This is a genomic window from Mucilaginibacter sp. (genome assembly GCF_028288205.1).
Taxonomy (GTDB): Bacteria; Bacteroidota; Bacteroidia; order Sphingobacteriales; family Sphingobacteriaceae; genus Mucilaginibacter.
The window spans coordinates 38065-64210 of the sequence record NZ_JAQBOD010000056.1; the positions used below are offsets into that span (position 1 = coordinate 38065).

Below are 26146 nucleotides of genomic sequence, written 5' to 3' on the forward strand. Positions count from 1 at the left end.
CATAATTGATGGCCCTTACAGAATCGTTGAGATAACTGCAGATAAGGCACCTTCCTCTTTTATGAATAGCATTTTTATTAACCCGGAGAAATATGATTGGGACACTTATAACCAAATTTTAATTCATGAAAAGATACATGTTAGGCAATTGCATAGCCTTGATATATTAATTGGTGAGATAGCTATCGTTTTTCAGTGGTTTAATCCATTTATATGGTTATACCGAAAAGCGATCGAGAACAACTTAGAATACCTAACAGATGACCTGGTTTTAGCGGATAAAATGGCTGATAAAAAATCCTATCAGCTCAGTTTGCTGAAAGTATCCACTCCTAATTACTCGCTTCGAATTTCCACCAATTATAATCAGTCACTATTAAAAAAGAGGATCATGATGATGAACGCTAAAAAATCAAACCTGCATATTTTATGGAAATATATTATGCTTTGTCCGGTTTTCATAATGCTGGCAGCTATTTTTAATCAACCCGCGGTTAGTAATACAGTATATAAAGGCTCGGAGGATTATTCAAACAATAAAATTAATATTATGATGTTACCCAGCCAATCAAATATCCCCAATGACATGGAAGGTCAATGGGTTGCAACCGTGAATAGTGAAATGGTTAAAATTGATCTTAAGAATTCATCTGCTGATCATAGAATCTCCAATAGCGCTACTTTTCTTAGGAAAGAAATTTCAAGTTTCCCTATCGATAAAAAAAGTGATTTTCATATAAAACGTGATGCCGGTACAATTTTTTTTAATGGGCAATTTGATAGTGTACAAGGTAACGGCAGTTACAAGTTTGTGGGGAATCAGGTCTTCAAATCAACCTTAAAAGGATCGGGGATTACGGATATTGAGGAAAGTGATTTATTTAAATACCTGATATTAAATGTTAAATTGGACTTCCTTAAAGAGCTGCAAAGTTTAGGCTATAATAACTTGTCTAAAGACCAGTTGGCATCCCTAATTGTACTGCACATTGATTATGCTTATTTAAGTTTTTTGAGCCGGGCTGGATTTAAGCATATTCCTCTGCAAGTGCTTGTATCAGCAAAAGTAATTGGGGTTGATAGCGCTTATATCAAGGAAATAGTTAACGCCGGCTATAATAATTTGGATTTAACTCAAATTATAAATTTAAAGATGCATGGCGTAGCTGCTGCTTACCTCGCTAAGCTTTCCGGCTCGGGATCTTATGGCAAGACAAATAGCCCATCTTCCGGCAAACCAACTCCACAGGAAATAATTACAAGCAAAATTATTAGTCAGGATACCGTCCACAATTTTAATGTAGCCGGTAATATTGCTATTGATGATCAAAAATTTCAGAAAATCCCCCTGCCCCTTGCTTTTATTAAAAGTTATGAGAATATCGGATTTAAAAATTTATCCCAAAATGAACTTTATTCTTTAAGGACATTGAATATAACACCAGAATACATACAGGCTATTAAGAATTGCGGATTTAACGATATCACTGTGGCTAATTTAACCTCATTAAAAATCTTGAACATCACACCGGAATATATAAAAAGCTTTCAGGAGTCAGAACATAAAAACGTGACCATTAAGGAGCTTCTATCATTCAAAATCCATAACGTAACCGCTAAAATTTAACTAACGCTTACTTCTCATTAATATTAATTAAACGAAAGCAAAAAAAAATCGATTTCTAATACCAATTACCATGGCAAAACAATTGATTTACACAGTCTTATTCTTGCTTCTTGGAAGCAACTTGGCATGGGGTCAGAATATAAATATTATTGTAAAGGACAGTGTATCCAATCAGCCCCTATCCTACGTAACTGTTTCTGTAAAAAGTATTAAGGATTCAACCAAAACGGTTGTTCTATTAACTGATAAAATTGGAACGGTCGCCGCACCATTCTATGAACTTGGGGATTTACTTAAAATATCCTTTGTAGGTTATAAAACGAAATTTTACAGGATAATCAACAGCAACCCGATTTTAATAAGAATGCAGGAATCATCAACAGTACTAAACGGGGTTACTATTACTGAGAAACCCGCATCTGTTGTCCAAATACCGGAAGGTTATGTGTATAACATAGATAAATCAACTGCTGATATCAATGTTAATACAAGCCAACTGTTAAAGAAACTGCCTGGAATGACACCAGAACAAAACGGTGAATTACGACTTTTGGGCCGACCGGTAATATTTTATATTGATGGAAGGCCATCCCTGCTATCCGGAAATGAACTAAAGACTTACCTACAGTCCTTAAATCTGAATGATGTCAAAAACATTAAGGTACTGTCAAATCCGGGAAGTAATTATGACGCCTCCGGAGGAAGTATAATTGACATTTCAACAAACAAAAATCTTTTAAAGGGAATGTCGTATCGAATTGATGGAAACGGAGCCACTCACGACAAATATGGGGGCGCTGCAGCTATTAATTACAAGTCGAACGCCTATACGGGTAAGTATAATTTCAATTTTGATCATAGCAATTACTATAACAACAGCGGGTATACTCAACACAACAAAAATTCCCCGGATTCAATTTCAAATTATCAGTTCCGAAGTGAGACTAATGACAATCCAACAAGAAATATTGGCATCAACTTAAGCAATGATTTTGCGATTAATAAAAATAACACTGTTGGCTTTATTTTGAAATACAACCAATTTGAACAGCTACCATCGCTCACTTCAAGCGTGTTAAATACATTACAAAGCAATGGCGACTTAAGCAGCGTTCAGAAATTAGACCGGCTTGATCAGGCAGATTCAAAAATTTACTACATTGACTTCAATTATCGAAGTATATTAAGCTCCAAAGGAAACAGTTTAATTTTAGATGCTTATTACTGGAAAAGACATATTAACAACAATTTCAGCATTAATCAGGAAGACAGTTTTCTCTTAAGTAATTCTAATAGCAGTTATCTCACATCCAATATCTCCAATCAGGATCTTGCTATTAAAAGTGTGGTTATCAACTATAATCAGTCAATAAATAAATATGTAAAAATGATCGCCGGCGGAAAATTGACGGATTTTTCTATAGATGGTAATTTTAATAACAATATTTATGATGCGACTTTACCAGGTTATGTTGCAGACCCGAATCAAACTTACGATTTAACCTATAAAGAAAATGTATATGCTTTATTCCTTAATTTGAATGGGAATTACAAAAAGCTCCAATATTCAGCAGGATTGAGAGGCGAAGGCACTTCATTGGATCTAAAAACAACAAGAGGTTATAACACTGAAAATCAAAATAATTACTTCAATTTATTTCCAAGTGCTGCTCTTACCTATACACTTAGTAAAATAAGTACGCTGTCATTGTCCTATAGTAAAAGAATATACCGGGTATCTTATTCTCAATTAAATCCGATAAATTTCAGAATCGATCCGTCCACATCACAGGAAGGCAATCCCGCACTTACACCTTCAAGAACAGATAATGTAAGTTTTACTTATAGTTTGCAACCGAGCAGTAAACATTCTTATACATTTACCGGATCTTTTTCAAACGAAACTAATCCATATACATGGATTTTACTTCCCGATGCTGCTCAGGGAACGTACATCAACCAGCCACAAAATTATAAAACGTTTAAGTATCTTAGTGTAAATTTTTACACCCAACAGGTGCTTAATAAAGTAATTAGCCTTAATCTAAACCTGTTTGCGAGCCGACAAATCTACGATTTAAGCAATTTGAACCTACCTGATCCCAATTCCGTTAATAGCTACAGAGGATCATTAAGTACCGATTTCAGATTCTGGAAAAATGCAGTTTTTGAAATTTTTGGAAATTTCAAATCAAAAACTACGTTACCTTTCGGAACGGGTGGTACCTATCAATATATCGATTTTACTTGTAGCAAACGTTTTTTAAACGATGCTCTTTCGGTTACGCTAACATTGAATGACGCGTTTAATCTTAATAAAAACAATTACCAAAACGATTCGCCTTACTATACAAATTCAGGCTATTTAAAAAACGAATCACGAATTGGTCAAATAGCGCTGTCATATCGATTTGGGAAAACAAAGAAGAATAATATTAATGATTTTAATACACAAGAAGATAGCAGGTTCAAAAATTAACTACTTAGGTTATTCCAATTTACAGAAACAACTTCTTCGGTAAATGAGAATAAATATTAAATGGAATTATCAATTCTGCACAGTATTTACCATTTTACCTTACTCACAATTTCTATATTCCCTATTTCCGGGATAAAAAGGCAAAAATTCGGGATATATCGATATTCACCATTACGAAAATCTGTTTAAACATTAGTTAATTTAGGTCTAATTTTTAACTCCGTTTTCATTTTCGAAATGTAGTGTATGTAATTTATAGTTAACAAGCTCAAATATACCTTAAGCTTTCTATTTTTTATAGCATCCCATTTCACCCAAGATGTGCAGAGGGGTATTAATCTATTTTTAATCCGTTATGGTTAAAGCAAAATTGGTAGACAAGACATTAGTAATAAAATTGCTTACACAATCTTTTAAGGATAATCAAAGTGTAAATTATATTGTTCGTCATACTAAGAACAGACTAAAGCACATTGAGGCATTAATGGACTATTCTTTTGAAATGTGTTCCATTTTCGGCGATGTTTGGATTTCTGATGACCGTAAAGCCTGCGCCTTGGTATTGTATCCCGATGAAAAACGAACCACCCTTAAAGCTATCATATTGGATTTGAAAGTGATCTTAATGGCGATTGGTATAAGTGGCGTTAGGAAGGCGATTGACCGTGAAGCCAGAATCAAGGCTAAACAACCAAAATTGCCGATGGCCTATTTATGGTTCATTGGTGTTGACCCGTCAGCGCAACACAAAGGAACTGGCACCAGGTTACTTCAAGAAGTCATTGCTGACTCCAGAAAAAAAAAGCTGCCGATATTTCTGGAAACGTCCACTGTGTCGAACATCCCATGGTATGAACACAATGGTTTTAAAGTGTACGAGGAACTTAATTTGACATATACTTTGTATTTTCTAAAGAATTAATCTCCCAATCCTACTAATATCTTCACCTACCTTGTAATCAACCATCCATGCTTGTCTTTGGCACACAAATTCACATCGTAACATTTATTTTTATAGTACTGGAAAGCCTGATGTTGATCTTCCAGTTCTTTTATTATCTGTTCCGACCAGAGGACACTAACCGTTTATGGTATCTGATCCTGCTCGTATTATTACTTTTCTATAACATTACAGGCGGACTTTTCCCCGACCCTAAAATTAATATTTACATTCCCACACAAGAAATGATCGCTTACGGCGGCGGCTTTTTGATGGCATCTTACTTTCCCTTCTATTTTTATAAGGCATTTAACCTTAAATCACTACACTGGCATGCGTTCTATGGTGTGCCTTTGTTCCTGATACTCCCTTATGTAATCTTTTTTGTGATTGTTTACGCTATCAATGGCAACCTGAATGTTGACATCAGGTTCGGCATGATCGTTCCTTTTATTTATGCAATAGTATTGCTATGGGTAATGTTCGCGGCAATTCGTAAAAAACATGTAGCGGACAGAAATAACAAACAATACCTCGAAGAAATTGCCATGCATTGTGCAATAAGTCCTTGGGCAGCCCTGGCTTTTTTCGGATTTGTAGAGGAAAGCCAACTTATTGAAGTGTTATGCACGAATACGGGCATTATAGCAATTAGTTTTTTATTTATCTGGAAATCTATCAAAAAGGCCAGGTGCGAATACAGGTACTTATTAAAGCTAAATATGGAGGGCACTAATCCCAAAATCATTCAAGAAAACTTTAGCCATTACCAGTTGACAAAGATGGAAATAGAAATCGTTCTGCTGTTGCTGCAAGGGTTTAGTAATAAAGAGATTGCCGATCATCTGCATATATCTGAAGAAACCGTTAAAAAGCACATCTATAATACATTTAGAAAGACAAAGGTTAAGAACCGTCAAGCCCTGTTCCATAAAGTGCAAAATGTCCATTTTAATGTATTTTTAGCTCTTATCCTATAAATTACCACTTTTTTGGTAGCAGAAATACACGTTTTTGGTATTTTTTTTAAAGATTAGGCATTCTACTTTTGGTTTCTGTAACCGATTAAAAATAAAACCTATGAAGAAAGTTTTACGCATTTCCTGCTAGAGTGAAAGTTGTTGCCAGTGAACCGGCGAGGCGGGTTTTATCAAAAATAATTTTTAAGTATGTTACAAGAACTAAATTCCCGCCTGTTAAAGCAGTTGGAACAGGATTTGGAACAAGCATCAATCCAAACCAATGAGCCCCTCGAAAAACTTACCAATGCGTTAAAACTTGTCAGGCAAGCACTTACCAAGTTGAAGGATTTTATAAAAGAGCATCCCTTTAAAAGTCAGCCGGAACAAATCAGCTTTTTCAAGTACACCAAGCCTTCAGTTTACCAATGGCAGATTTATTACATGGAACTGTACACCATTGAAAATGGCTTTCCTTTCGGGGACGTCGAAAAACAGGTTGACTATTTGACCCAGGAACTTCATTACATTGAACGGCTTTTTCAGCAGTATGCCTTTTTATATCAATACTATAAACTGGATGCCAATGAACTGGATAGCTTGTACTTTATACGCGGGGCAGAGTTGCAAAGCTTGCTCTTACCAGCCGTACCAGATGCCGATCCGGGTTTTTCAACAAGCTGTGATTATCTGTTTTCTAAGTTCAAAGCATTTGAAAGGCTAAAAGAATGGGTAATCTCCAAGCTTGTATTTTTAAAGAGAATCCCGGCCATCCCATATCAATTGACAAATGAAAACAGCGAAATGAACTGGACAGGTGATACCATTAATCTCGCTGAAATCGGCATCGGGATTTATCATACCAAACAGATCAATAACGGAACAGCCAGTTTGTCTGATATCTTCCGCTGGCTGGAAGAAAAGTTTCAGGTAAATATCGGTGTTCCGTCCAAACGTCTTGCAGAACTTCGGAGAAGAAAAAGGCTAAGCCGTACCAAATATCTCGATGAAATGAAAGATAGCGTAGTTCAAAAACTTGATAAAGAGGACGAATACGAACCTAAAAGGTAAAAAAAGATAACAAGCTTGTTAAAACCATTCATTTAAATAACTGCTCTTCAGATGGTTAATATTTATTCTTGGGTTGACCCTAAATGACTCAACCAAAAATTTGGTGTCTTTGAAAATTTGCTTTTGTAATTCCTGCCGCAATTACGCGGCAGATGTAAAGCAAAATAATATGATACTACAACATTTCACCTGGCAGCAATTTCTGATCGCTGCTACAATCTTGACAGCCATTTGGTATGTGGCAATAATCCTGATCTTTTACAAGCTACAGATCCAGGATTTATTAAACGGAAGGCGTCAAGCTGATTTGCCCCCTGAACCTTTGTCCCATGCGTGGGATGAGGAATTTGAAGGTGAGCCTTTAGGTAATGATGACGACCTGATGGGCAAGCCCGCCCTACCTGAAGGCATGACAAGGCTAAGTATGGCACAGTTCGGTTTCGCGCCGCGCTTAAGCGAACCAGCAGTTGAACAGGAGGTAAAAGAAAATTGGGAAGAAGATTTTGAAAGTGAGAACACAAATGATAACCGCAAAAGGCAGCAAAGCGTCGTGCCCGATGTGCTGGAAGAATTGAAAAGCATCTTTCATATTCTCGAAACACAACAAGGCACCAAGCATGATTTCATCTCTTTATTTGCTTTGGTCAGCGCGAAGTATCCGAAGATCAAAGGCACAGCCAACCAGCAGGCATTGAATGAGTATATACGCGAAAATGTGCTTTTCCCTATCTCAGACAAAGAACTCAGCAATTTGTGGAACTAATTATTAACGGCAAAAACTTTTTCATCATGATAAAATCGATCAAATCCCATATAAAAGAAGTGAAAGCAGCTTTCACCAATCCTATTCCATACCCTCCCAAACAGCAGGCGCTGTTCAAAACCTTAATGTTCGCCACCTTATTATTAACCATCAATTTCTGCTTTGGGCAAACCGGTAACGGCAACAGCGGCATACAGTCGGCTACAAATGAGGTCAAAGGGTACTTTGCCGATGGCTGCAGCCTGATGTATGCCATCGGTGCCGTAGTTGGCATTATAGGGGCAATCAAGGTTTTTAACAAATGGAATGCAGGAGAACCGGATACCAACAGGGTAGCCGCCGCCTGGTTCGGCTCCTGTATCTTCTTAGTGGTAGTAGCAACCGTTCTTAAATCCTTCTTCGGCGTATGAGTATTTACCAGATCAACAAAGGGGTATCAAAACCGATTGTGTTTAAGGGCCTCAAAGCGCAATACATCGCTTACCTGGCTATTGGGTTAGTGCTGTTACTAATTGGATTCGCTGTACTGTATATCTGCGGATTAAGCCTTTGGGTTACCCTGCCGCTGATCGTTGGTTTAGGTTCTGCTTTACTTTTTACCGTGTTCCGGCTCAGTCACCGCTTCGGTGAGCATGGCCTGTCCAAGCACCTTGCCAAAAAGCAACTGCCTGATTATCTCAAATGCAATTCCAGGCAGGTATTTATTAATCTTAAAACTAAGCAAAGCCACCTCTTGAGTGCCACTGAAAAACAAATTAGTTCACGAAAAAAGTAATGTTATGGGAATTGAAATCAATAAAATACTGCCCCTAACCAAAGTAGAGAATGGTGCGATCCTGTCGGCTCACGGTGACATTACCATTGCCTACGAAGTTACCCTGCCGGAAATCTTTACTTTATCCGACCGGGATTATGAAGCCTATCACCAGGCGTGGGTCAAAGCAATACGTTTATTGCCGCAAGGCAGTATTTTCCATAAACAGGACTGGTTTACCGCGAGTAGTTTTAAGGCTGATTTTGAAAAGGCGGGTAAAAGCTTCCTGTCACGCTCCAGTGAACGTTTTTTTAACGAACGCGAATGTTTGGAGCATCGCTGTTATATCTTTTTGACCCAAAAACCAAAGGATAGGAAATTAGCCAGTTCTGCCTACAGCAACATCTTACGCAAAAGCATTGTGCCGCAGCAAACCATTAGCCCGGTTTTGTTTAAGGATTTTTTGGATTGCGCCGGGCAATTCGAGCGGATATTAAAAGACAGCGGCTTCGTTAACCTGAACAGGTTAAATGATGATGAATTGGCGGGTACAAAAGCACAAGCAGGCGTCATCGAAAGCTACTGTTTTTTAGGAACGCCAGGACAAAGGTCGGTTATCCAAGATATTCACATCAAAGAGGAGATCAGAGTTGGCAAAAATCAATGTGAATTATACATGTTGGCCGATGCTGAAGACCTGCCGACCGTTTGCGGCAGCCGTATTAATTATGATAAATACAGCACCGACCGCACCAAATTCAGTATTGGCTTTGCTTCGCCTTTGGGCCAGTTGCTCAACTGTAATCACATACTGAACCAATACCTATTCATTGAGGATGGGCAAAAAACGATCAAACGGCTGGAAGCTAAAAAATTACGCTTACAATCTTTATCTGGCTATTCCCGTGAAAATGCCATCGGCCGCGATGCGGTTAATGATTTTCTCAATGAAGCCATCGGGCAACAACGGCTGCCCATCAAGGCCCACTTTAATGTACTGGCCTGGTCGGATGATGTAAACAAAATTAAAGACCTGAAAAATCTGGTAAGTTCCGCAATGGCGCAAATGGATGCTACTGCCAAACTGGAAACGGACGGCGCGCCGCAAATATGGTTTGCAGGGTTGCCGGGCAATGAAGCCGACTTTCCCATGAATGATACGTTTGATACGTTCGTAGAGCAGGCCGCCTGTTTTTTTAATCTCGAAACCAATTACCGGGATAGTATAAGCCCTTTCGGTATCCGCTTAGGCGACCGCTTGACCGGGAGACCTGTTCATGTGGACATCAGCGATTTGCCGATGAGTTTAGGCTGGATTACCAACCGCTCAAAATTTACACTAGGCCCCAGTGGTTCCGGCAAAAGTTTTTGGACAAACCATTTGCTCCGTTCCTATTATGAACAAGCTGCGCATGTGGTGGTAATGGATATTGGCCACAGCTATAGAGGACTTTGTGAATTGGTGGGAGGCTATTATTTCACCTATTCGGAAAGCGACCCGATCAAATTTAATCCATTCCATTTAACTGACGGCGACATACTGGATACAGAGAAGAAAGAAAGCATCAAAACGCTATTACTGGCACTTTGGAAAAAAGACGATGAACCCTACCGCAGATCGGAATATGTGGCTATATCCAACGCGCTAACCGGCTATTACCAGCATTTGGAGCGGTTTCCTGATGTTTTTCCCTGCTTCAATACCTTTTATGAATACCTGATGGAACATTATTTACAGGTATTGGAAGATGGTAAGGTAAAGGAGAAAGATTTTGATGTGGCAAATTTTCTCTATGTATTAAATCCTTATTACCGGGGCGGCGAGTTTGATTACCTGTTAAACGCTACGGGGAATCTGGACCTGCTCCATGAACGTTTTATTGTTTTTGAAATAGATGCCTGTAAGGACCATCCCATACTTTTCCCTGTAGTTACACTCATCATCATGGAAATGATTATTTCTAAAATGCGCAAGCTGCCAGGTATCCGTAAGGTCGTACTGATCGAAGAATGCTGGAAAGCCATCGCTAAGGAGGGCATGGCAGAATACATCCGCTATTTGTATAAAACGATGCGCAAGTTCTATGGTGAACCTATCGTAGTGACCCAGGAAGTAGAAGATATTATTAGTAGTCCTGTAGTTAAGCAGGCGATTATTAATAATTCGGATTGTAAGATCCTGCTTGACCAAAGCAAATACCAAAACAAATTTGATGCGATACAAGAATTATTGGGCCTTACTGAAAAAGAAAAAGCACTCATTCTCTCTATGAACCGGGCTAACGATCCAAAACGCAGGTACAAGGAGGTATTTATCTCGTTGGGCCAGTTTTCCAAAGTTTATCGCACAGAAGTCAGTTTAGAAGAATATCTGGCTTACACTACCGAGGAACGCGAAAAGGTAAAAGTACATCAATATGCTAAAAAGTATGGCAGCATCCAAAAGGGTATTGCCGCACTTGCAATGGAAATTAAAAGCAAAAGCTAATACTATGAAAACAACAGTTAAAATGATGATGGCCGCCCTACTCTTATTGGCCGCCTGTCAAAGCAAAAACAGCCAAACGCAGGATTTTATTCCTGGTACTTATGTAAACGCTGCTAAAGGCGACTATGCCATTGCTAATGATACTTTAGTCATTAAGCCGGTTGATGCCAATAATTATATGATTATCCGCAAAACGACCTACCAAGCTATCAGGGACGGGCATTTATTACCGAAGCATCATAAAACGGAAAAGTTAAATGCTATTTGGAATACCGGAAAGCACGAACTGGACGAAACTATTACTGGCAGGATATTTCGTTTTGATGCGGATAAAAAACTACTGCTGATTAACCAGGCCAGCTACCAAAAGATAAACTAACCAAATTATTCACCAAGTAACCATTACTATACCGCGATAGCGGTGTGAAGGAGGCTATTGTGTCAAAAATTAAAGAAATCATGAAAAAGTATATGGTCATTTTACCCTTATCGGCGGTAAGCATATTTGTGTCCATACCCAAAGGCGCCGATGCGCAGGCCATCGTCGGCTCGGTCATTTCTTCGACCGTCGGCAGGGTGATCCGGGCAATCGATTTGGAAGTACAACGGATGCAGAACCAAACGATCTGGCTCCAAAACGCGCAGAAAGCATTGGAAAATCAATTATCCAAACTCAAATTGAATGAAATATCGGACTGGTCATTCAAACAAAAAGACTTGTTCAGCGAATATTATACCGAACTCTGGAACATTAAAACAGCTATCGCCTATTATTCCAGGATCAGTGAGTTAACGCAAAAGCAGGTCGCTTTAGTTAATTCCTATAACCAGGCATGGAACCTCGTAAAATCGGACAAGCATTTCAGCGCCGATGAACTAGCCTATATGAGCAAAGTCTATTCGGGAATATTGCAGGCCAGCGTTAACGATCTCGATCAAATTTTATTGGTCATCAATGCCAATAAAACCCAAATGCCGGATGCCAAACGGATGGAAATTGTCAACAAGGCTGCCGATCACATGGATACCAATTACAACGACTTGCAGCAATTCAATAACCAGAACAAGCTATTGAGCCTGCAACGGGCCAGTGATGAAAACGAAGTATTAACGCTGAAAAAATATTATGGAATTGATTAGTAAACTAAAAGATAAAAGGCGAAAGCTGAAAGGGGCTTGTCTTGTTTCTTATATCTTGATTCTTGTTTCTGCTGAAAGTCATGCGCAAACATTTGCCGAATGGTTTAGCCAAAAGAAAACGCAGATCAAATACCTGACCGAGCAAATTGCGGCCCTGAACGCTTGTGAAACTTCGCTTAAACAAGGTTACGCGATGATGAAAATTGAATGGACAGCTATCGGCAATTTTAAGAACGGCGAATTTGGTTTGCATCAAAATTATTATAATTCGTTAAGCCAGGTCAACCCACTGGTTAAGAACAGTACGGATTTGCCAACCATTCACGCAGAACAGCAAAGCATCATTAGCCAATTTAATTCGGTGCAGCATTTAGCCGGCCTGTCCGCTTCCGAGCAAACTTATATCGGGCTGGTACAGCAAAACATCATTGGCCAATGTGCTAAAGACCTGGACGATCTGCAAACAGTGTTAACATCCGGCGATTTGGTAATGACCGATGATGAACGGATCAAACGCATTAACCAAATCACCGCAGTTTTTAAAGACAAATACCTCTTTACCTGCTCCTTTTGCACTCAGATTAGGCTATTGGCTATTCAGCGCAACCAAGTCGATCAAAGTATTCAAACCTTAAATCAGCTTTATGGAATTAATTAAGAAAATAAGTGTCGGGCTAAGCGGCTTTATGCTTTTTACTTTCAGCTTTTTGCCTCAAATAGCAAGGGGGCAGATTTCAACAGGCCAGGATATGCAGCAATTGTTGCTTGACATAGAAAAGCTGACCCAATTTAAAGCGATCCTTTCGGACATGCAATCCGGCTATACGATTTTAACACAGGGTTACGGCGCGGTTAAGAATATTTCACAAGGCAACTTTAACCTGCATTCCGCTTTCTTAAACAGCCTGATGGCAATAAGCCCTGAAGTAAGGAAATATGGCCGGATAGCTGATATTATCGCAAACCAGGTCAGCATCGTATCTGAATATAAATGGGCTTGGAAACAAGCTAATGCCAGTAGCCACTTCAACGCGCAGGAGTTACTTTACATGAACGGTGTGTTTACCTCTTTACTTAACGAGAGCGTGGACAACCTGACCAATTTAGCCAATGTCATTACCGCAGGCAATTTACGCATGAGCGATGCGGAACGCTTGCAGGCTATTGATGGCATCTATTCGGATACACAAAACAAGCTGGTATTTCTCCGGGATTTCAACAACAAGGTAGCTGTTTTAGCGCTGCAACGGCAAAAAGAACAAAACGAGGTCAATAACTTAAAAACCTTATACCCATGAAAACGAAAATTTTATTTACAGGCATCGCGTTGCTCCTGTTGAGTGCTAGTGTTACCCGAGCGCAGGACATTACCAGGAGCTTAAAGGGAATGCAGCCAGTGTTGGACAACGTGTATAACCAAATGATCCCGATGTGCGGTAACCTAATTGACGCCGCGCGGGGCATAGCGGGGTTTGCGGCGCTTTGGTATATCGCTTCACGGGTTTGGCGGCAGATTGCACAGGCAGAGCCGCTCGACTTTTATCCGCTGTTGCGCCCGTTCGCTTTGGGCATGGCGATTATGCTGTTTCCGATGGTCATTGCGCTGATGAACGGCATCATGCAGCCTATTGTGTCGGCTACGGGCGCAATGGTGCAAAATTCAGATAACAGTATTGCCCTACTGCTCAAGCAAAAGGAGGATGCAATCAAAAATAGTTCAAGCTATCAGATGTATGTGGGTGACGACGGCAATGGGGACAGGCAGCAGTGGTATAAATACACCCATCCCGACGACCCGAACGACCAGAACGAGGGTACATTTTCCAGTTTGGGCAATGATGTGAAATTCTGGATGGACAAGAATATGTACAATTTCAAAAATAACATCAAGCAGTGGATGTCTGAGATCTTGCAGGTGCTTTACGCGGCGGCTATCCTTTGTATCAACACCTTGCGCACCTTTTACCTCATTGTATTAGCCATTTTAGGCCCATTGGTATTTGGCTTTGCGGTCTTTGACGGTCTACAGAATTCCTTACAGCAATGGGTAGCGAGGTACATCAATATCTTTCTATGGCTGCCTATTGCCAACATCTTCGGGAGTGTCATCGGCCAGGTACAGCAGCAAATGATCAAACTGGATATATCGCAGATACAAAGCGCGGGTGATACCTTTTTTAGTCCAAGTGATACGTGTTATTTGATCTTTCTCTGTATTGGTATAGTAGGCTATTTCTCGGTGCCAAGCGTAGCTAATTATGTGATCCATGCGCATGGTGGTAACGGCTTATTAAATAAAGTGACCAGCGCCGCGACTACTACCATAAGTATGGCTCCCGGTGCCGCCGCAGCCATAGGCGAACGGGCAGAACAAGCCCGAAGCAATATCCTGAACGCACCATCGGACGTTGTGAAAGGCTGGAATAGTGCAGGTTCGGGAAACAGCAACTACCAAAGGGACAAACTATCCGGCAAGTAAAAAGTAATTTTATGTTCACACAATTCAAAAATATCGACACCGCATTTAAGCATATCAAGCTGTTCAGCTATCTGTTGATCGCGGCTAATACGGCTACATTGTGCTTTTGCATTTATAAAAGCTATGATATCGTAAACCAGGCTCAGAACCGGGTACATATCCTGTATAACGGCAAAGTTCTGGAGGCTATCGCAACAGACCGGAAAACAAACCTGCCCATAGAATTGAGGGATCATATCAAGACCTTTCACGAGGACTTTTTTACCCTGGTGCCGGATGATAAACAGATTGATGCCACCGTTACCAAAGCCTTGTATTTAGCTGACGGCAGCGCCAAGATCGCTTATGACAATTTGCGCGAAGCGGGTTACTATAATAACCTGGTTTCCGGAAATATCAACCAGCAGGTACAGGTAGACAGTATCCGGTTGGACCTGGATGCCTATCCCTATGGCTTTACCTGTTATGCCACCGAAAAGCTTATCAGGGCCACCAGCACCGTAACCCGCAAATTGATCACGCAGGGAAAGGTCAGCGACCTGAAAACCGAAACGGACAATAACCCGCATGGCTTTTTGATACAGGGTTGGGAAATACTGCAAAATAATGATGAACAGGTAAAAAGTAATACGCCATGAAATTATTCAGAAAGAGAAATGAAGTTACGGCAAAGCATATTGATAACCCTTTAGTTATCCGCATAGCTGATACAATCCATCGGCATCAAACGCGGGTGTCCGGCTATCTCAACCGCAAAACGCAGTACTGGAACCGGGCATCAAAGTTAACGGCGCTATTCCTGTTCTGCCTGTTATTCGGCAGTTGCTGTTTGTTGCTGCTCATCAAAGCGATTATTCATTAAAAACAATATTTATGACAACACAAGAGAAACGAAAACGATTGATGCTCCTGGTATTACCGCCTTTAATAATCCTATTCACGGCATTAGGATTTTACGCTTTAGGCGGTGGTAGGGGGGATGCGGGAGTACAAGATGCGACAGTCAGCAAAGGCATCAACACCCAATTACCCGGCGCACAGTTGAAAAAGGATGAAGCCAAAGACAAAATGAGCCTGTACAACCAGGCGCAGCATGATTCCGTTTTAGCCCGGTCAAAATCTGACTCAGGTGCATTTGCCGCTTTGGGTTGGGACACTTCGAAATTCCAACACCCTGTAAAAACGCCGCCAAACAGCGCGTCAACTAATGAAGCGAAGATCAATGAACGGTTGGCGCAAATCAACCGGCAGATCAACAGGCCTGATCCGGTAGCCAAACAGCCGCCAACAGATGATGAAGCCAATGCCAAATCTGCCGAGCTTCACCGACTGGAGAAGCTTATTAAACAAAAACAGCAAACAGGTACGCCCGATCCGCAAATGCAGCAATTGAATGCCATGCTAGATAAGATCATGGCCATTCAAAATCCATCATCAGTTAAGGATAAGCCCGAATTGAATAAACCAGTGGTAAAGGACAGCGCATTTAAGGCAATTCCAGCTATCATTGACGGCAATCAAAAAGTAGCGCCCGGTGGTGTGGTCAAATTGCGTTTGCAGGATACGATCCATATTAATGGCCTTACTATTCCAAAAGGGCAAACTGTATTCGGTTCATGTGCCATTACCAACCAGCGCTTGCTATTAGACATTCGTAACATCCGTTTAGGCACAGCGATTATCCCGGTCATTCTCACCGTGTTTTCACTGGATGGCATGGCGGGCATTGCGGCGCCGGAAGCGGAATTGGGCGAGGCGGCGGGCGGCGGGGCAAACGGAGCGCTCGAAAACATGCAGTTTTTGAGCATGGACAACAGTTTATCGACACAGGCGGCCACAGCAGGTATTTCAGCGGCAAAAGGCTTGTTGAGTAAAAAAGTTCAGAAAATCAGGGTGAAACTTAAAGGCGGCCAAACGGTATTGCTGCGTATTAACAAATCGTAGCATGGAACCGGACTATACACCAGAACAAAGCATCATTGGTATGCTGGAAGACGCCCAGGATGTAGGAATGACCTACGTGGTGTTTGGGCCGGAGATCGAGCAGCTTTATTTTTTTGACAGGGCCGGCGATGCGATGGAGTTTACAGCGGCCACCAACCGACAGGGCCAATTGCCCTGGTCGGATGTTTCCCTGCCGCTGCAATATATGACGATTGAACAAATGCTTTCCGAATTAAAGAAAGCAAATCCATTAACCATAAACAAGATTGATATGAACAGGAACAATTTGGAGAACATTCAGGATGAAATGAAAAACCTGCGCTTTAGTAAAAAAGCTATGGAAGAAGCACAGCAAAAAATGGAAAAAGGATTGCCGGAATTTACCGTAAACGATAAAGTGAACGGCAATAAAGGGCAAGTGGATATTACCGGGCATTTCCGGCAATCCGGCCAGTCCGATAACTACTATTTTAATAAGTTTACCGTGGCCCTTAACAAGGGTAAGGCATTGGAAGAGGGCCAAAAATATATGGTCATATCACCTAATGAGCAAGCGCCTGGCAAAAACATGGTTAAGCCTTTTGAAAATGTGACCGAAGCTATTGATTTCTTTAAAACACAAAAAGGCAATAGCGAGTTAGCTGCCGGTAAGGATGCTGCTAATAAAGTGGAATTGGCCAAAATGGAAAACGGAAAGATCAATTATGTTGCAAAGGATTTTCAGCGTACATTCCGTACACCTGCCCAAACACAAACGTTTTTTGTTGACCGTGGCAGAGGGTTTACGGCTGAACAGGCGGCCAATCTGATACAGGGCCGTTCTGTTTACAGGGACGACTTGTTAAATTTAGCAGGCGATCCTTATTCTGCCTGGATAAAACTGGATTTTGACAGCCCAAAGGACCGTTACCAAAATTATACTACCAACCAGTACCATGTACCATCTTATGGTTTTACAACCAAAGAAGCGCTGGAAAAATATAATATCAAAGACCTTGCAGACCCTAAAAAAACCGAAAACTTACACCAGTCTATTGAAAATGGTAACCGTCCGCTGATTACTACCGTTAAAGATGGACAAGATGTTAAGTTGCACATTGAAGCCGCGCCACGCTTCAGGCAAATTAATTTCTTCGGGGAAGATGGCAAACCGGAAAAGCGGGAACAATTTTTAAAAGAACCTAAACTTGACCAGACCCTGCAATTAAATAAGGGCAAGGAAAAAGAACAGGAACAGGGAATAGCCGTATAAACGCTGAAGTTTATCGTTGCAGCCTTTTTAAAACGAACACTACTTATTCACTTTTAAATTATCATTTATGGAACAAATCACAAAATTAAAAGAACTGATCGCCTCAGCGGAAGCGGATGCCGACAAATTTTTTGGCAAGGGCAATAGCGCTGCCGGAACCAGGCTGCGCAACACCATGCAACAATTAAAGGTAACCGCGCAGGAAGTACGGACAACGGTTACAGAAAAGAAAAACACAGTAAAATAACAATTCAATTATTAATTTACTTTAGGAAGGGCCGTTGAAAAGACGGCCTTTTTTATTTTTATTCACAGTATATTAGCCTGTATATTAAATTACCTAAATGACATTATGAGAGAAGAATTTTACCAAACCTATGATCTGCTATATGCTGATTATGTCTATAACAATGATATAAGGGACCGGCGGTACTACCAGAGAAATTTTGGCCTGTATGAATATGACCTCGTTAGGATCATAAGGAGGGCAATTGATTATCAATCCAATGACAGGCGGGTAAGGCCGGATGCCAAATATTTCTTGTTAGTCAATTTTCATAATATGATTGTACGCCCATTACTGGAATACAGGCCCTTTCGAAATCCTGAACGAATATATGGTGATGATCCGCTTGAACTACAAGTGGCGATTGAAAACGATATAAAGACGATTATTGACAGGACCAACGAAGAGGCCGATAAGGATGAAGAAATAAGCGGCCATGCCATGATGAAAGCAATAGATACATTATGGCCACAATTAAGAACTACAAAATTTGAGATTTGGGGATGAGTGATAAAAAAGATGCGGTAAATATTGGGGTTACGCTGAGTGGTCAACTTATTACTGCCGCGTTAGCAATGATCGCGGTGGTTGGCACCTTTGCTGCGTTTATTATTGATAAAAGAAATGTTGGTCTTGGCTACTACCTGATAGCAGGCGGTTCTTTTCTTTCATTTGTCGTGAGCATTATTTTTGGTGGTAAGGGGATAAACCAAGCGAGAAAAGACGGATTTACAGGTAACTGGAATTTGAGTAATACCAAAAAAAGCTTTAACAAACAGTCCATTGCTGCTTTTTTTGGGATCGTCCTCTTCGCAATAAGTGTATTTTTCGGAAAGGAAAAAGCTGACGATTTAAAGAACAATTTTGAAAAGCAAAACCAGGTGATAACAAAGCTGCGCCGATCAGACTCTTTAACCAAAATTAAAGTTGCGATGTTGGAAATAAAACTTGATAGTTTACGAAAGACCAAGAATTGTTTTCATTCGAATATTAGAAAACAACATTCGACTAAATGCCGATAATCTAATCTGAATTGACGACATTATAAATACCCTATTCTTTGCCTATCTTTAAACCTGTATTTAACTTAAATCGAGAATGAAACCTCTAATATTTGAATTTATAGAATCTGCCCACGGACCAGAAGTTGATTTTTCAGCAGTGGGATATGATGAATCTTTAAATCTTAACGTCAATCTAACAACAGGTAAACCGGCAATAGAAACGCTCGCTATGTCTACTGTTACAAGAACAAAGGATTATGATGAGCCGTCGGATAGCGATAAAAATGATTTTGATGTTATGATGGTGACAGAAACAAGAACGTTTACCCGCACTGAGACATCAGACAGTGATGCTAATAGTCTAATGTTAGAAACTGGATTAATCACGATGACAAGTACAAGGCAGATGATAGAGGGCTCTGATAGCGACGTTTAAACAATGATTTTAATCGTTACTCATAAGAATGATTTTACCGCTGACTTTCTAATTAATAAGCTTAATAATAGCCATGTTTCTTATCGCCGTTTGAATTGCGAAGACATACTTAAACAGCCTTATAAGTTTAATATTAATAAGGGGCTTTATTACGAATTTTTAGGAGAACAAAAATATACCGCTGTTTGGTTCCGCAGAACCAAACTTCCAGATTTTTCTGACTTGCTTCATTATGAAAAGCTATATCTGCTTAATGAAACCGAATCATTTTTAAAAGGGCTTTTTACAATTATCGATGCAAAATGGCTAAGTGACCCCTTTGCAGTTTATAAGGCCGAATATAAATTACTCCAATTAAGAACAGCTGAAAGTGTTGGTTTTACGATACCCAATACACTAATTACAAATTCAAAAGAAGATTTGCTTGAATTTTATGAGCAATGTGACAGAAATATCATAATTAAACCAATCGGGCAAACAAGGCTTACACAAAAGGACTCCATACAGTTTATTTATACCAACAAGTTAACTCCCGATCTTTTGGAAGAAATTAGCCAATATGATTTAACTCCATGCATTTATCAGGCAAATATTGAGAAGGATTATGAATTGCGGATAACTGTTGTCGAAAACAAAGTATTCGCAGCATCTATCGACTCTCAAGTTGACCCGGACACCATTACCGATTGGAGAAGAAAAAGTAAAGCATTTGTTAAGATTGAAATCCCACAGGAAGTTGAGTTAATGTGCGTAAATTTATTAAAGGCATTAAACTTAAAATTCGGTGCCATTGATATGGTTAAAACGAAAAGTGGCAAGTATATATTTTTGGAGATAAACCCCAACGGTCAATGGGCATGGATTGAATCTGAAACAAACCTTCAAATTTCAGAAGCCATAATTGATTTTTTGCAAGCATGAAAAAAAAGTTGTTAAAAAAACTGAACGCTATCGGACTTTTTGAGAAGAAACGTGCATCGCCAGACGTTCCAGCGGGAATAAACGCTTATCCAGATCCGCAAGAGGAAGAAAAATCAGAAGCGCATATGCACTATCTGAAATCCCTTTTTGCCGAAGAAAACGACAGGTTGAACTTACTTGAAAGTAAAACATCTCAGCTAATTGGCCAAACCGGTCTAATATTTTCGTTATTAAGCCTTTTTGTGCCACTTCTTGTTGATAAGGTAGAAGGGCTTGCACTTTATATTAAGATAGTACTTCTTTTTGTGTTGCTATTATCTTTCGGATTTTATTTGCTAACAATAAAGAATGCTCTTAGAAACTATAATGTAAAGAATTTTCAATATAGTAGCCCTGCTCCGAAGAATGTACAAGACTTTAACAATAAAACCTTGAATGCTTTTTATTCAGAAGTAGTAAGAGATTTATTATTAGGTCTCCATGTTAATAATGAATTAAACAATCAAAAGGCCATTAATCTCATACAGTCCTATACTACATTCCGTATAGCTAACTGGACGACAGGCGTTTTAGTCGTTGCTTTTTGTACTTCATTACTTTTCATACGTCCCAACAAACCGACAATAACAATTGAAAAACCAATTAAGATAGAACATTTCGACACGCTCATTCAAAAGTTGGATACCATTGGTAAAAGGCTCAAAACAAGTAGTTTCAAAGAAAAACCTACAAATGTACACCGCAAATTAAATCAGTAACGAACCTAATGAAGACAGCCGATATATTAAATAGACATATTGCTGAAACGGATGGATTAAGAGTTATCCGATTAAAAATTCATTGCTTAATTCAGTCTGATGAATTGGACGATGAAACAATTAAAATCATTGTCTATCTTGATGGTGCCCTTTCCCTAAACATTGTAGCTGCTAACAATAGAGAAAAAATATATTCGCGATTACATTCCCAGTAAGGCCATATTGGATGTTTTCAAAGAACTGACAACCGATACAATTAATCCATATATCAAGACTTTGATTTTTGATATTCTCCAGGTTAATAAAAGAAACAAATTCAATAATGCCAGATTAGCAATTGCAGGTTATCTTGCATTAGGTGAGTACCGGAATAGTTTAATCGAAAAAAGAGATTTACATAGGGCTTTACACCTGGTGGTTATCTTTAAAACTAAGCCTGCATATAAAACAATTAACGATAAGCAAAGAATGACGACTATAGATAACGCAAATGACAAGGGAAAATCAGGAGAAGATTTTGTAAATCAAATAGCGTTTAGCTCTTTTCTGAAGCATTGGTGTTTTCCTGGGCCATTAGATATTATTGGGGATAATAAAGAGATCTGTGACCTATTGGTAGTATTCGACCATGTATGCATGATTGTTTCTGTAAAGAATTACTCCTTTAAAGGTGATTACGAAAGGTATTTCAAAAAGACAATTGAAAAGGCTATTCGGCAAATTGACGGTGCAGAGCGCAAGTTATTTCGCGATAAGGCACTTCTTCTTAAACATCCAGATCGAGATGCTGAACTCTTTGAAAAAGAAAATATTAAAGAAATATATCGCATTATCATCAACTTAAATGGTGATGTTAAGTATTACCAGACTTCGCATTTTAAGGATGGGAAAAATTATACTATTATGGATGCCACGGCGTGGTACACCTCAATGGAAGAATTAAATACGCTGCCAGATGTTACCGCTTATCTAACAGCCCGATGTAAACTGTTCAATAAATATCCAGCCTTCGTGTTCCCACGTTCCGAGTATGATATTTCAACAAATGACAAGATTAGTGCCCAGGCTGAAATAGAAACGGCTAGCGCGGATGGAAAGATTACTTTGGTACTTGGCTCAGAACTTGATTTGATTGCTCAATACATACTTAACGCTTTCAAGTTTCCTGAAAACTTGAACCACAATGAAGTAAATGGATTGCTGCTTAAACTTGATGGCCAGTGGGATAAATTTTTAAAATCAAAAATCTCGACCCAAAAAGATGAATACGAAAAGGAGAGCTATTTTATTGACCGGTTGGTAAAGCAATTCTTAATCCATACAGAGAACGGCAATCATTTAACCGGGATGTTCTTTCGTTTAAATCGCTTGGAAAGAGCAGAATTTGCTAGAGCTTTTTTAAACTATCATGAAGGATACGCAATGGGCGATATTAATATTAAACTGAATCGTAGTCATTTTGTACTCCCATTCATCAATATGGTTTTTATTTACCATGACGATGATTATCCAAGAGAACAACTCACAGAGATTGTAAATATGAGCCTGCATCACCATCATTATTTAAACAATTTTAAATGCAAAGAGGTGGGTGCTTTAGGTATGTCACGCACCACCGGCGACTTCACTTTTGGTTATTCTAAACTAATAGAACCTTATACCCAGGAAGAAATTAACGAGATGAAAGAAAGTTTTCGATCTCTTGGATGGCAAATCGAACAACTTACTATACGAAATTAAAATCGACCTGGATAATACGAATTTGATCAACTACTCTATTTCTGCAATCTCCTAACTTTTTCTTTATATACCTATCGAAGCCAGCAGTTCCAGCCGCTTCGTTCTAACTCAGCCGCTTCACTGCATTAGGAAACATGGGTGTCGCGTCCTCGTTCCTGCTGGACTCCGCCCATATTTCCGTTTTCCCCTTGTTTACGTTTTCCTAATTTCTTTTATCTCCTTCCATTTTCTCCACTGGCTTTTTCGCAAGCAAATTTCTGTAACGGCGGGCCAGAATTTCAAGCCCCGTGCCCTGCGGGTTTGCTGAAAAAAAATCTTCCTCGCTCGTTCCTCGCGAGCGTATTTTTTTTCGCAAAGCCTTGCTCTTCTGCCCACCGTGTTCAGGTGAGGGTGCTTACAAAAAGCCACCGGAGGCTTCAGCCGAGGGTGACTTTAAAAACAAAGCACCATGAACACAGCAAATGGCAGAAGCCCACCCACACAGCCTACAGCGGCGCAACAGGTCGCCCCGGCTGATCCGCACACGCCCATTCGGGCAAATTACTCAATTCATTAATATCAGTATTTAAAATTTAGAAAACATGAAAATCGCAGAAGTAAAAACAAACGGCATAATAAATAAAGCAGATAATTATGCCATAGATAAGAAAACAGATAATACCGGTAATGGTCAAAAAATAAACAACCTGCCTGTTAGTACTGCCTTTAACGATAAAAAGGACGAGGCTAAAAAGGAAGAAGCACCCAAAGCCGAAACACCTGCAATACAGGAAGAACAGCCAAAGTCAGAGGAAGCCAAACCACAAGCCGGGCCGAGCAAAAAGGAACTGAAAGATCAGTTAAAGGAACAACAGGAACGCAAGTTGGCCGATACGGTTAAAATGGTGGAAGCATTGGGCAAGAAGATAGCGCAGAGGAACAAACTGGAAAATACCATTGCCAACATTGATGGCTTTACCGTTGCCCAAAATAATGATAAAGACGATCTGGCAAGCGACAGCCGTTTTGCCCGTTGCGAACTGGTCATTTCCGATGATGACGGGAACGAGTTTGTAACCAAAAACCCTTTCATTATCGCCTATGTCGCCCACGAGGTTAGGGCGCTTTGTGTCGAAAAATTGAAAGAGGTTGAGGCAAGTATAGTTCTACCTTTTTGAGTAAAATAATGGAAACGCCCTATGTATTAAGGTTACATAGGGCGTATTTCAAAAGGTAAAACCATTTGATATTAAGGTAATGGTACAGCTATTTATAGAATTAACCAATCAAATCTATTGGGTAGGTTATGCACAGGAGTTGGCAAAGTCCGACCCTGCACTTTTTCAGTTTGAGCTTAACGAATTTTTAAACGCATATAACCGTTAGGTTATGAAAGACAGCATTTTTTTATTGGTAAAGATAGGTATCAGAACCACCCATACCAGCATTCATGATGCTATTGCAGAACTGCAAACCAAGACCCGGCTAAGCGTAAGCGGTACGCCGAATGTAGAGGTTTTAGAAGTTAAAATTATTCCATTAAACACAAAAAATTAAAGACATGGCACACAATCTCAATTATAACGAACAGACACAAAAGCACAGCTTTTTTAGTGTCAAAGAAAAAGCCTGGCACAATTTAGGGCAGATTATCAGCGACTACCCGACCAGCGCAGAAGCGATTAAACACGCAGGGTTAAATTATATAGTGGAGAAACGCCCCTTGTTTACCTACGATACGGAAAGCCGTCAAGGCGACCCCGATACGGATATTATTATCCCCGAAATTGAAGTACCTAACTTCTTTGCCACCATTCGCACCGATACCGAGCAGGTTTTGGGTGTAGTTGGCAATGATTACGAAGTGGTACAGAATGTAAACGCCTTTGATTTCTTTGATAGTATTGTTGGCGGTAAGGACGGTATTTTATATGAAACCGCAGGGGCATTAGGCAATGGCGAACGCATTTTTATTACAGCAAAACTACCCGATTATATTAAAGTTGGCAGAAACGACCTGATAGAACAGTATTTATTTTTGACTACTTCGCATGATGGCTATGGTAGCATAACCGCAGCTTTTACCCCTGTCAGGGTTGTATGTGAAAATACGCTTAACGCTGCTATGCGTAATCATAGCAACTCTATTAAAATACGCCATACCGCAAGCGCAAACGACAGGCTTAAACAGGCGCATACGCTATTAAGTATCACTAACCAGTTAGCCAACGAATTAGAGGCTGTATTTAACAATTGGTCAAGGATACGCATAACCGATACTGCGGTTAAACGCTTGATACAGGTAGCAATGGCACCCAATAAGGAAGTATTGCAGAACCTGCAAAATGGCAAGCAGGACGAATTAAGTTCGACCTATAATAACATGGTAAGTAGCGTTATGGAGTATGCTTTAACCAATCCGACCCAACAGGAAATAACCACCAAAGGCACTTTGTTTGGGGCGTACAATGCCGTTACCGGCTATTTTCAGAACGTGCGTAACTATAAGGATGATGAAAGCAAATTCAAATCTATTATGTATGGTACAGGCTTGCAAAGATGCCAAACCGCATTTGACTTGTGCAAAGAATTTGCCAAACATGGTAATAACGCACTTAACTAATTAATCCATAGGGGAGCAATCCCCTTTTATTATCCATTAAAATATTAAAATCATGACCGCACTAAGCAATCTCAATAATATTGGAAGGGCAAAGCTATTGCATGAGCTTTTTCCCGATGAAATACCGCAACTGTTAGACCATATTAAGGAAGTTTGCGTCGACCTGAAAGCAAACAGAGAAGAATATCAAAACACATGGAATTTTGGATTAATGACTTTTCATACGTGGCTATCACTTTCAGAGAAAACTGAGGGGCTAATTAACAGGCATCGTAACAATATGATCAAGAGCAGTAAGGTATTTTCCGAGCAGTTATTTCATTCCTACGATTACACGGTACTTTTTGTAAACGACCGCATTGTAAAGTATGCCGAAAAAATGAGCGAAAAAAGCAAATTCAAACAGGCGGTGGACTTATTATTTAACCCTTAAATCTTGTATCATGGAAAACGAAAAATGCCTATACGATAGGTGGATGGATAAGGAAGCATTAAACCTCAAC

At 39.8% G+C, this 26146-nt stretch carries 31 protein-coding genes; all 31 read left to right on the forward strand.

What is annotated here, in order from left to right:
- Positions 1–61: 61 nt before the first annotated feature.
- Positions 62–1627: a M56 family metallopeptidase gene (locus JWR23_RS13055; protein ID WP_299516759.1), complete on the forward strand. Its 1566-nt coding sequence runs from the start codon at positions 62–64 to the stop codon at positions 1625–1627.
- Between the two features lie 70 nt (positions 1628–1697).
- Positions 1698–4106, forward strand: a complete 2409-nt coding sequence (locus tag JWR23_RS13060) for an outer membrane beta-barrel family protein (protein ID WP_299516597.1) — start codon at positions 1698–1700, stop codon at positions 4104–4106.
- A gap of 355 nt (positions 4107–4461) precedes the next feature.
- The gene (locus tag JWR23_RS13065; protein WP_299516599.1) at positions 4462–5028 is read left to right on the forward strand and encodes an N-acetyltransferase; all 567 of its coding nucleotides are present in this window, start codon (positions 4462–4464) and stop codon (positions 5026–5028) included.
- Positions 5029–5075: 47 nt separating this feature from the next.
- Complete coding sequence (locus tag JWR23_RS13070) at positions 5076–6026, forward strand: LuxR C-terminal-related transcriptional regulator (RefSeq protein ID WP_299516601.1); 951 nt, start codon at positions 5076–5078, stop codon at positions 6024–6026.
- A gap of 189 nt (positions 6027–6215) precedes the next feature.
- Positions 6216–7076 (forward strand): RteC domain-containing protein, encoded by an 861-nt coding sequence (locus JWR23_RS13075; protein WP_299516603.1) that lies wholly within the window; start codon positions 6216–6218, stop codon positions 7074–7076.
- A 169-nt stretch (positions 7077–7245) separates the two neighbouring features.
- A complete protein-coding gene (locus tag JWR23_RS13080; protein ID WP_299516605.1) occupies positions 7246–7839 on the forward strand; it encodes a hypothetical protein in 594 nt (197 codons plus the stop codon).
- Positions 7840–7964: 125 nt separating this feature from the next.
- Complete coding sequence (locus JWR23_RS13085) at positions 7965–8249, forward strand: DUF4134 domain-containing protein (protein WP_299516760.1); 285 nt, start codon at positions 7965–7967, stop codon at positions 8247–8249.
- Complete coding sequence (locus JWR23_RS13090) at positions 8246–8614, forward strand: DUF4133 domain-containing protein (protein ID WP_299516607.1); 369 nt, start codon at positions 8246–8248, stop codon at positions 8612–8614. Before JWR23_RS13085 ends, JWR23_RS13090 begins: the two co-directional genes overlap by 4 nt.
- Before the next feature lie 4 nt (positions 8615–8618).
- Complete coding sequence (locus JWR23_RS13095; protein ID WP_299516609.1) at positions 8619–11081, forward strand: TraG family conjugative transposon ATPase; 2463 nt, start codon at positions 8619–8621, stop codon at positions 11079–11081.
- A gap of 4 nt (positions 11082–11085) precedes the next feature.
- On the forward strand, positions 11086–11460 hold the full coding sequence (locus JWR23_RS13100; RefSeq protein ID WP_299516611.1) for a hypothetical protein: 375 nt from the start codon (positions 11086–11088) through the stop codon (positions 11458–11460).
- Between the two features lie 80 nt (positions 11461–11540).
- Complete coding sequence (locus tag JWR23_RS13105) at positions 11541–12221, forward strand: conjugal transfer protein TraI (protein WP_299516613.1); 681 nt, start codon at positions 11541–11543, stop codon at positions 12219–12221.
- Positions 12208–12879 (forward strand): hypothetical protein, encoded by a 672-nt coding sequence (locus tag JWR23_RS13110; RefSeq protein WP_299516615.1) that lies wholly within the window; start codon positions 12208–12210, stop codon positions 12877–12879. Before JWR23_RS13105 ends, JWR23_RS13110 begins: the two co-directional genes overlap by 14 nt.
- A complete protein-coding gene (locus JWR23_RS13115; RefSeq protein WP_299516616.1) occupies positions 12866–13519 on the forward strand; it encodes a TerB family tellurite resistance protein in 654 nt (217 codons plus the stop codon). Before JWR23_RS13110 ends, JWR23_RS13115 begins: the two co-directional genes overlap by 14 nt.
- Entirely contained in the window at positions 13516–14700 is a 1185-nt protein-coding gene (gene traJ / locus JWR23_RS13120; RefSeq protein ID WP_299516617.1) for a conjugative transposon protein TraJ, read from the forward strand. Before JWR23_RS13115 ends, traJ begins: the two co-directional genes overlap by 4 nt.
- 11 nt (positions 14701–14711) lie before the next feature.
- Entirely contained in the window at positions 14712–15338 is a 627-nt protein-coding gene (gene traK / locus JWR23_RS13125) for a conjugative transposon protein TraK (RefSeq protein ID WP_299516618.1), read from the forward strand.
- Positions 15335–15562 (forward strand): hypothetical protein, encoded by a 228-nt coding sequence (locus JWR23_RS13130; RefSeq protein WP_299516619.1) that lies wholly within the window; start codon positions 15335–15337, stop codon positions 15560–15562. The genes traK and JWR23_RS13130 overlap by 4 nt, the downstream gene beginning before the upstream one ends.
- A gap of 11 nt (positions 15563–15573) precedes the next feature.
- Positions 15574–16644 carry a conjugative transposon protein TraM gene (traM, locus tag JWR23_RS13135; RefSeq protein WP_299516620.1) on the forward strand — a complete coding sequence of 357 codons (1071 nt, stop codon included), beginning with the start codon at positions 15574–15576 and terminating at the stop codon, positions 16642–16644.
- Between the two features lies 1 nt (position 16645).
- Positions 16646–17896 carry a hypothetical protein gene (locus JWR23_RS13140; protein WP_299516621.1) on the forward strand — a complete coding sequence of 417 codons (1251 nt, stop codon included), beginning with the start codon at positions 16646–16648 and terminating at the stop codon, positions 17894–17896.
- 67 nt (positions 17897–17963) lie between these two features.
- The gene (locus JWR23_RS13145) at positions 17964–18143 is read left to right on the forward strand and encodes a histone H1 (RefSeq protein WP_299516622.1); all 180 of its coding nucleotides are present in this window, start codon (positions 17964–17966) and stop codon (positions 18141–18143) included.
- A gap of 105 nt (positions 18144–18248) precedes the next feature.
- On the forward strand, positions 18249–18689 hold the full coding sequence (locus JWR23_RS13150; RefSeq protein ID WP_299516623.1) for a hypothetical protein: 441 nt from the start codon (positions 18249–18251) through the stop codon (positions 18687–18689).
- Positions 18686–19204 (forward strand): hypothetical protein, encoded by a 519-nt coding sequence (locus JWR23_RS13155; RefSeq protein WP_299516625.1) that lies wholly within the window; start codon positions 18686–18688, stop codon positions 19202–19204. Before JWR23_RS13150 ends, JWR23_RS13155 begins: the two co-directional genes overlap by 4 nt.
- Before the next feature lie 76 nt (positions 19205–19280).
- A complete protein-coding gene (locus tag JWR23_RS13160) occupies positions 19281–19622 on the forward strand; it encodes a hypothetical protein (RefSeq protein WP_299516626.1) in 342 nt (113 codons plus the stop codon).
- 3 nt (positions 19623–19625) lie between these two features.
- Positions 19626–20543: a hypothetical protein gene (locus JWR23_RS13165; protein ID WP_299516627.1), complete on the forward strand. Its 918-nt coding sequence runs from the start codon at positions 19626–19628 to the stop codon at positions 20541–20543.
- Positions 20540–21301, forward strand: a complete 762-nt coding sequence (locus JWR23_RS13170) for a hypothetical protein (RefSeq protein WP_299516628.1) — start codon at positions 20540–20542, stop codon at positions 21299–21301. Before JWR23_RS13165 ends, JWR23_RS13170 begins: the two co-directional genes overlap by 4 nt.
- 8 nt (positions 21302–21309) lie before the next feature.
- Entirely contained in the window at positions 21310–21516 is a 207-nt protein-coding gene (locus JWR23_RS13175; RefSeq protein ID WP_299516629.1) for a hypothetical protein, read from the forward strand.
- A gap of 7 nt (positions 21517–21523) precedes the next feature.
- Positions 21524–23041, forward strand: a complete 1518-nt coding sequence (locus JWR23_RS13180) for a hypothetical protein (RefSeq protein ID WP_299516631.1) — start codon at positions 21524–21526, stop codon at positions 23039–23041.
- A 581-nt stretch (positions 23042–23622) separates the two neighbouring features.
- Positions 23623–24198 (forward strand): hypothetical protein, encoded by a 576-nt coding sequence (locus JWR23_RS13185; protein ID WP_299516632.1) that lies wholly within the window; start codon positions 23623–23625, stop codon positions 24196–24198.
- Positions 24199–24277: 79 nt separating this feature from the next.
- Positions 24278–24406, forward strand: a complete 129-nt coding sequence (locus JWR23_RS13190) for a hypothetical protein (protein WP_299516633.1) — start codon at positions 24278–24280, stop codon at positions 24404–24406.
- Positions 24407–24409: 3 nt separating this feature from the next.
- Positions 24410–24577 (forward strand): hypothetical protein, encoded by a 168-nt coding sequence (locus tag JWR23_RS13195; protein ID WP_299516634.1) that lies wholly within the window; start codon positions 24410–24412, stop codon positions 24575–24577.
- A gap of 4 nt (positions 24578–24581) precedes the next feature.
- Positions 24582–25643 (forward strand): DUF932 domain-containing protein, encoded by a 1062-nt coding sequence (locus JWR23_RS13200; protein ID WP_299516635.1) that lies wholly within the window; start codon positions 24582–24584, stop codon positions 25641–25643.
- Between the two features lie 52 nt (positions 25644–25695).
- Positions 25696–26076 carry a hypothetical protein gene (locus JWR23_RS13205; RefSeq protein ID WP_299516636.1) on the forward strand — a complete coding sequence of 127 codons (381 nt, stop codon included), beginning with the start codon at positions 25696–25698 and terminating at the stop codon, positions 26074–26076.
- Positions 26077–26146: the final 70 nt, after the last annotated feature.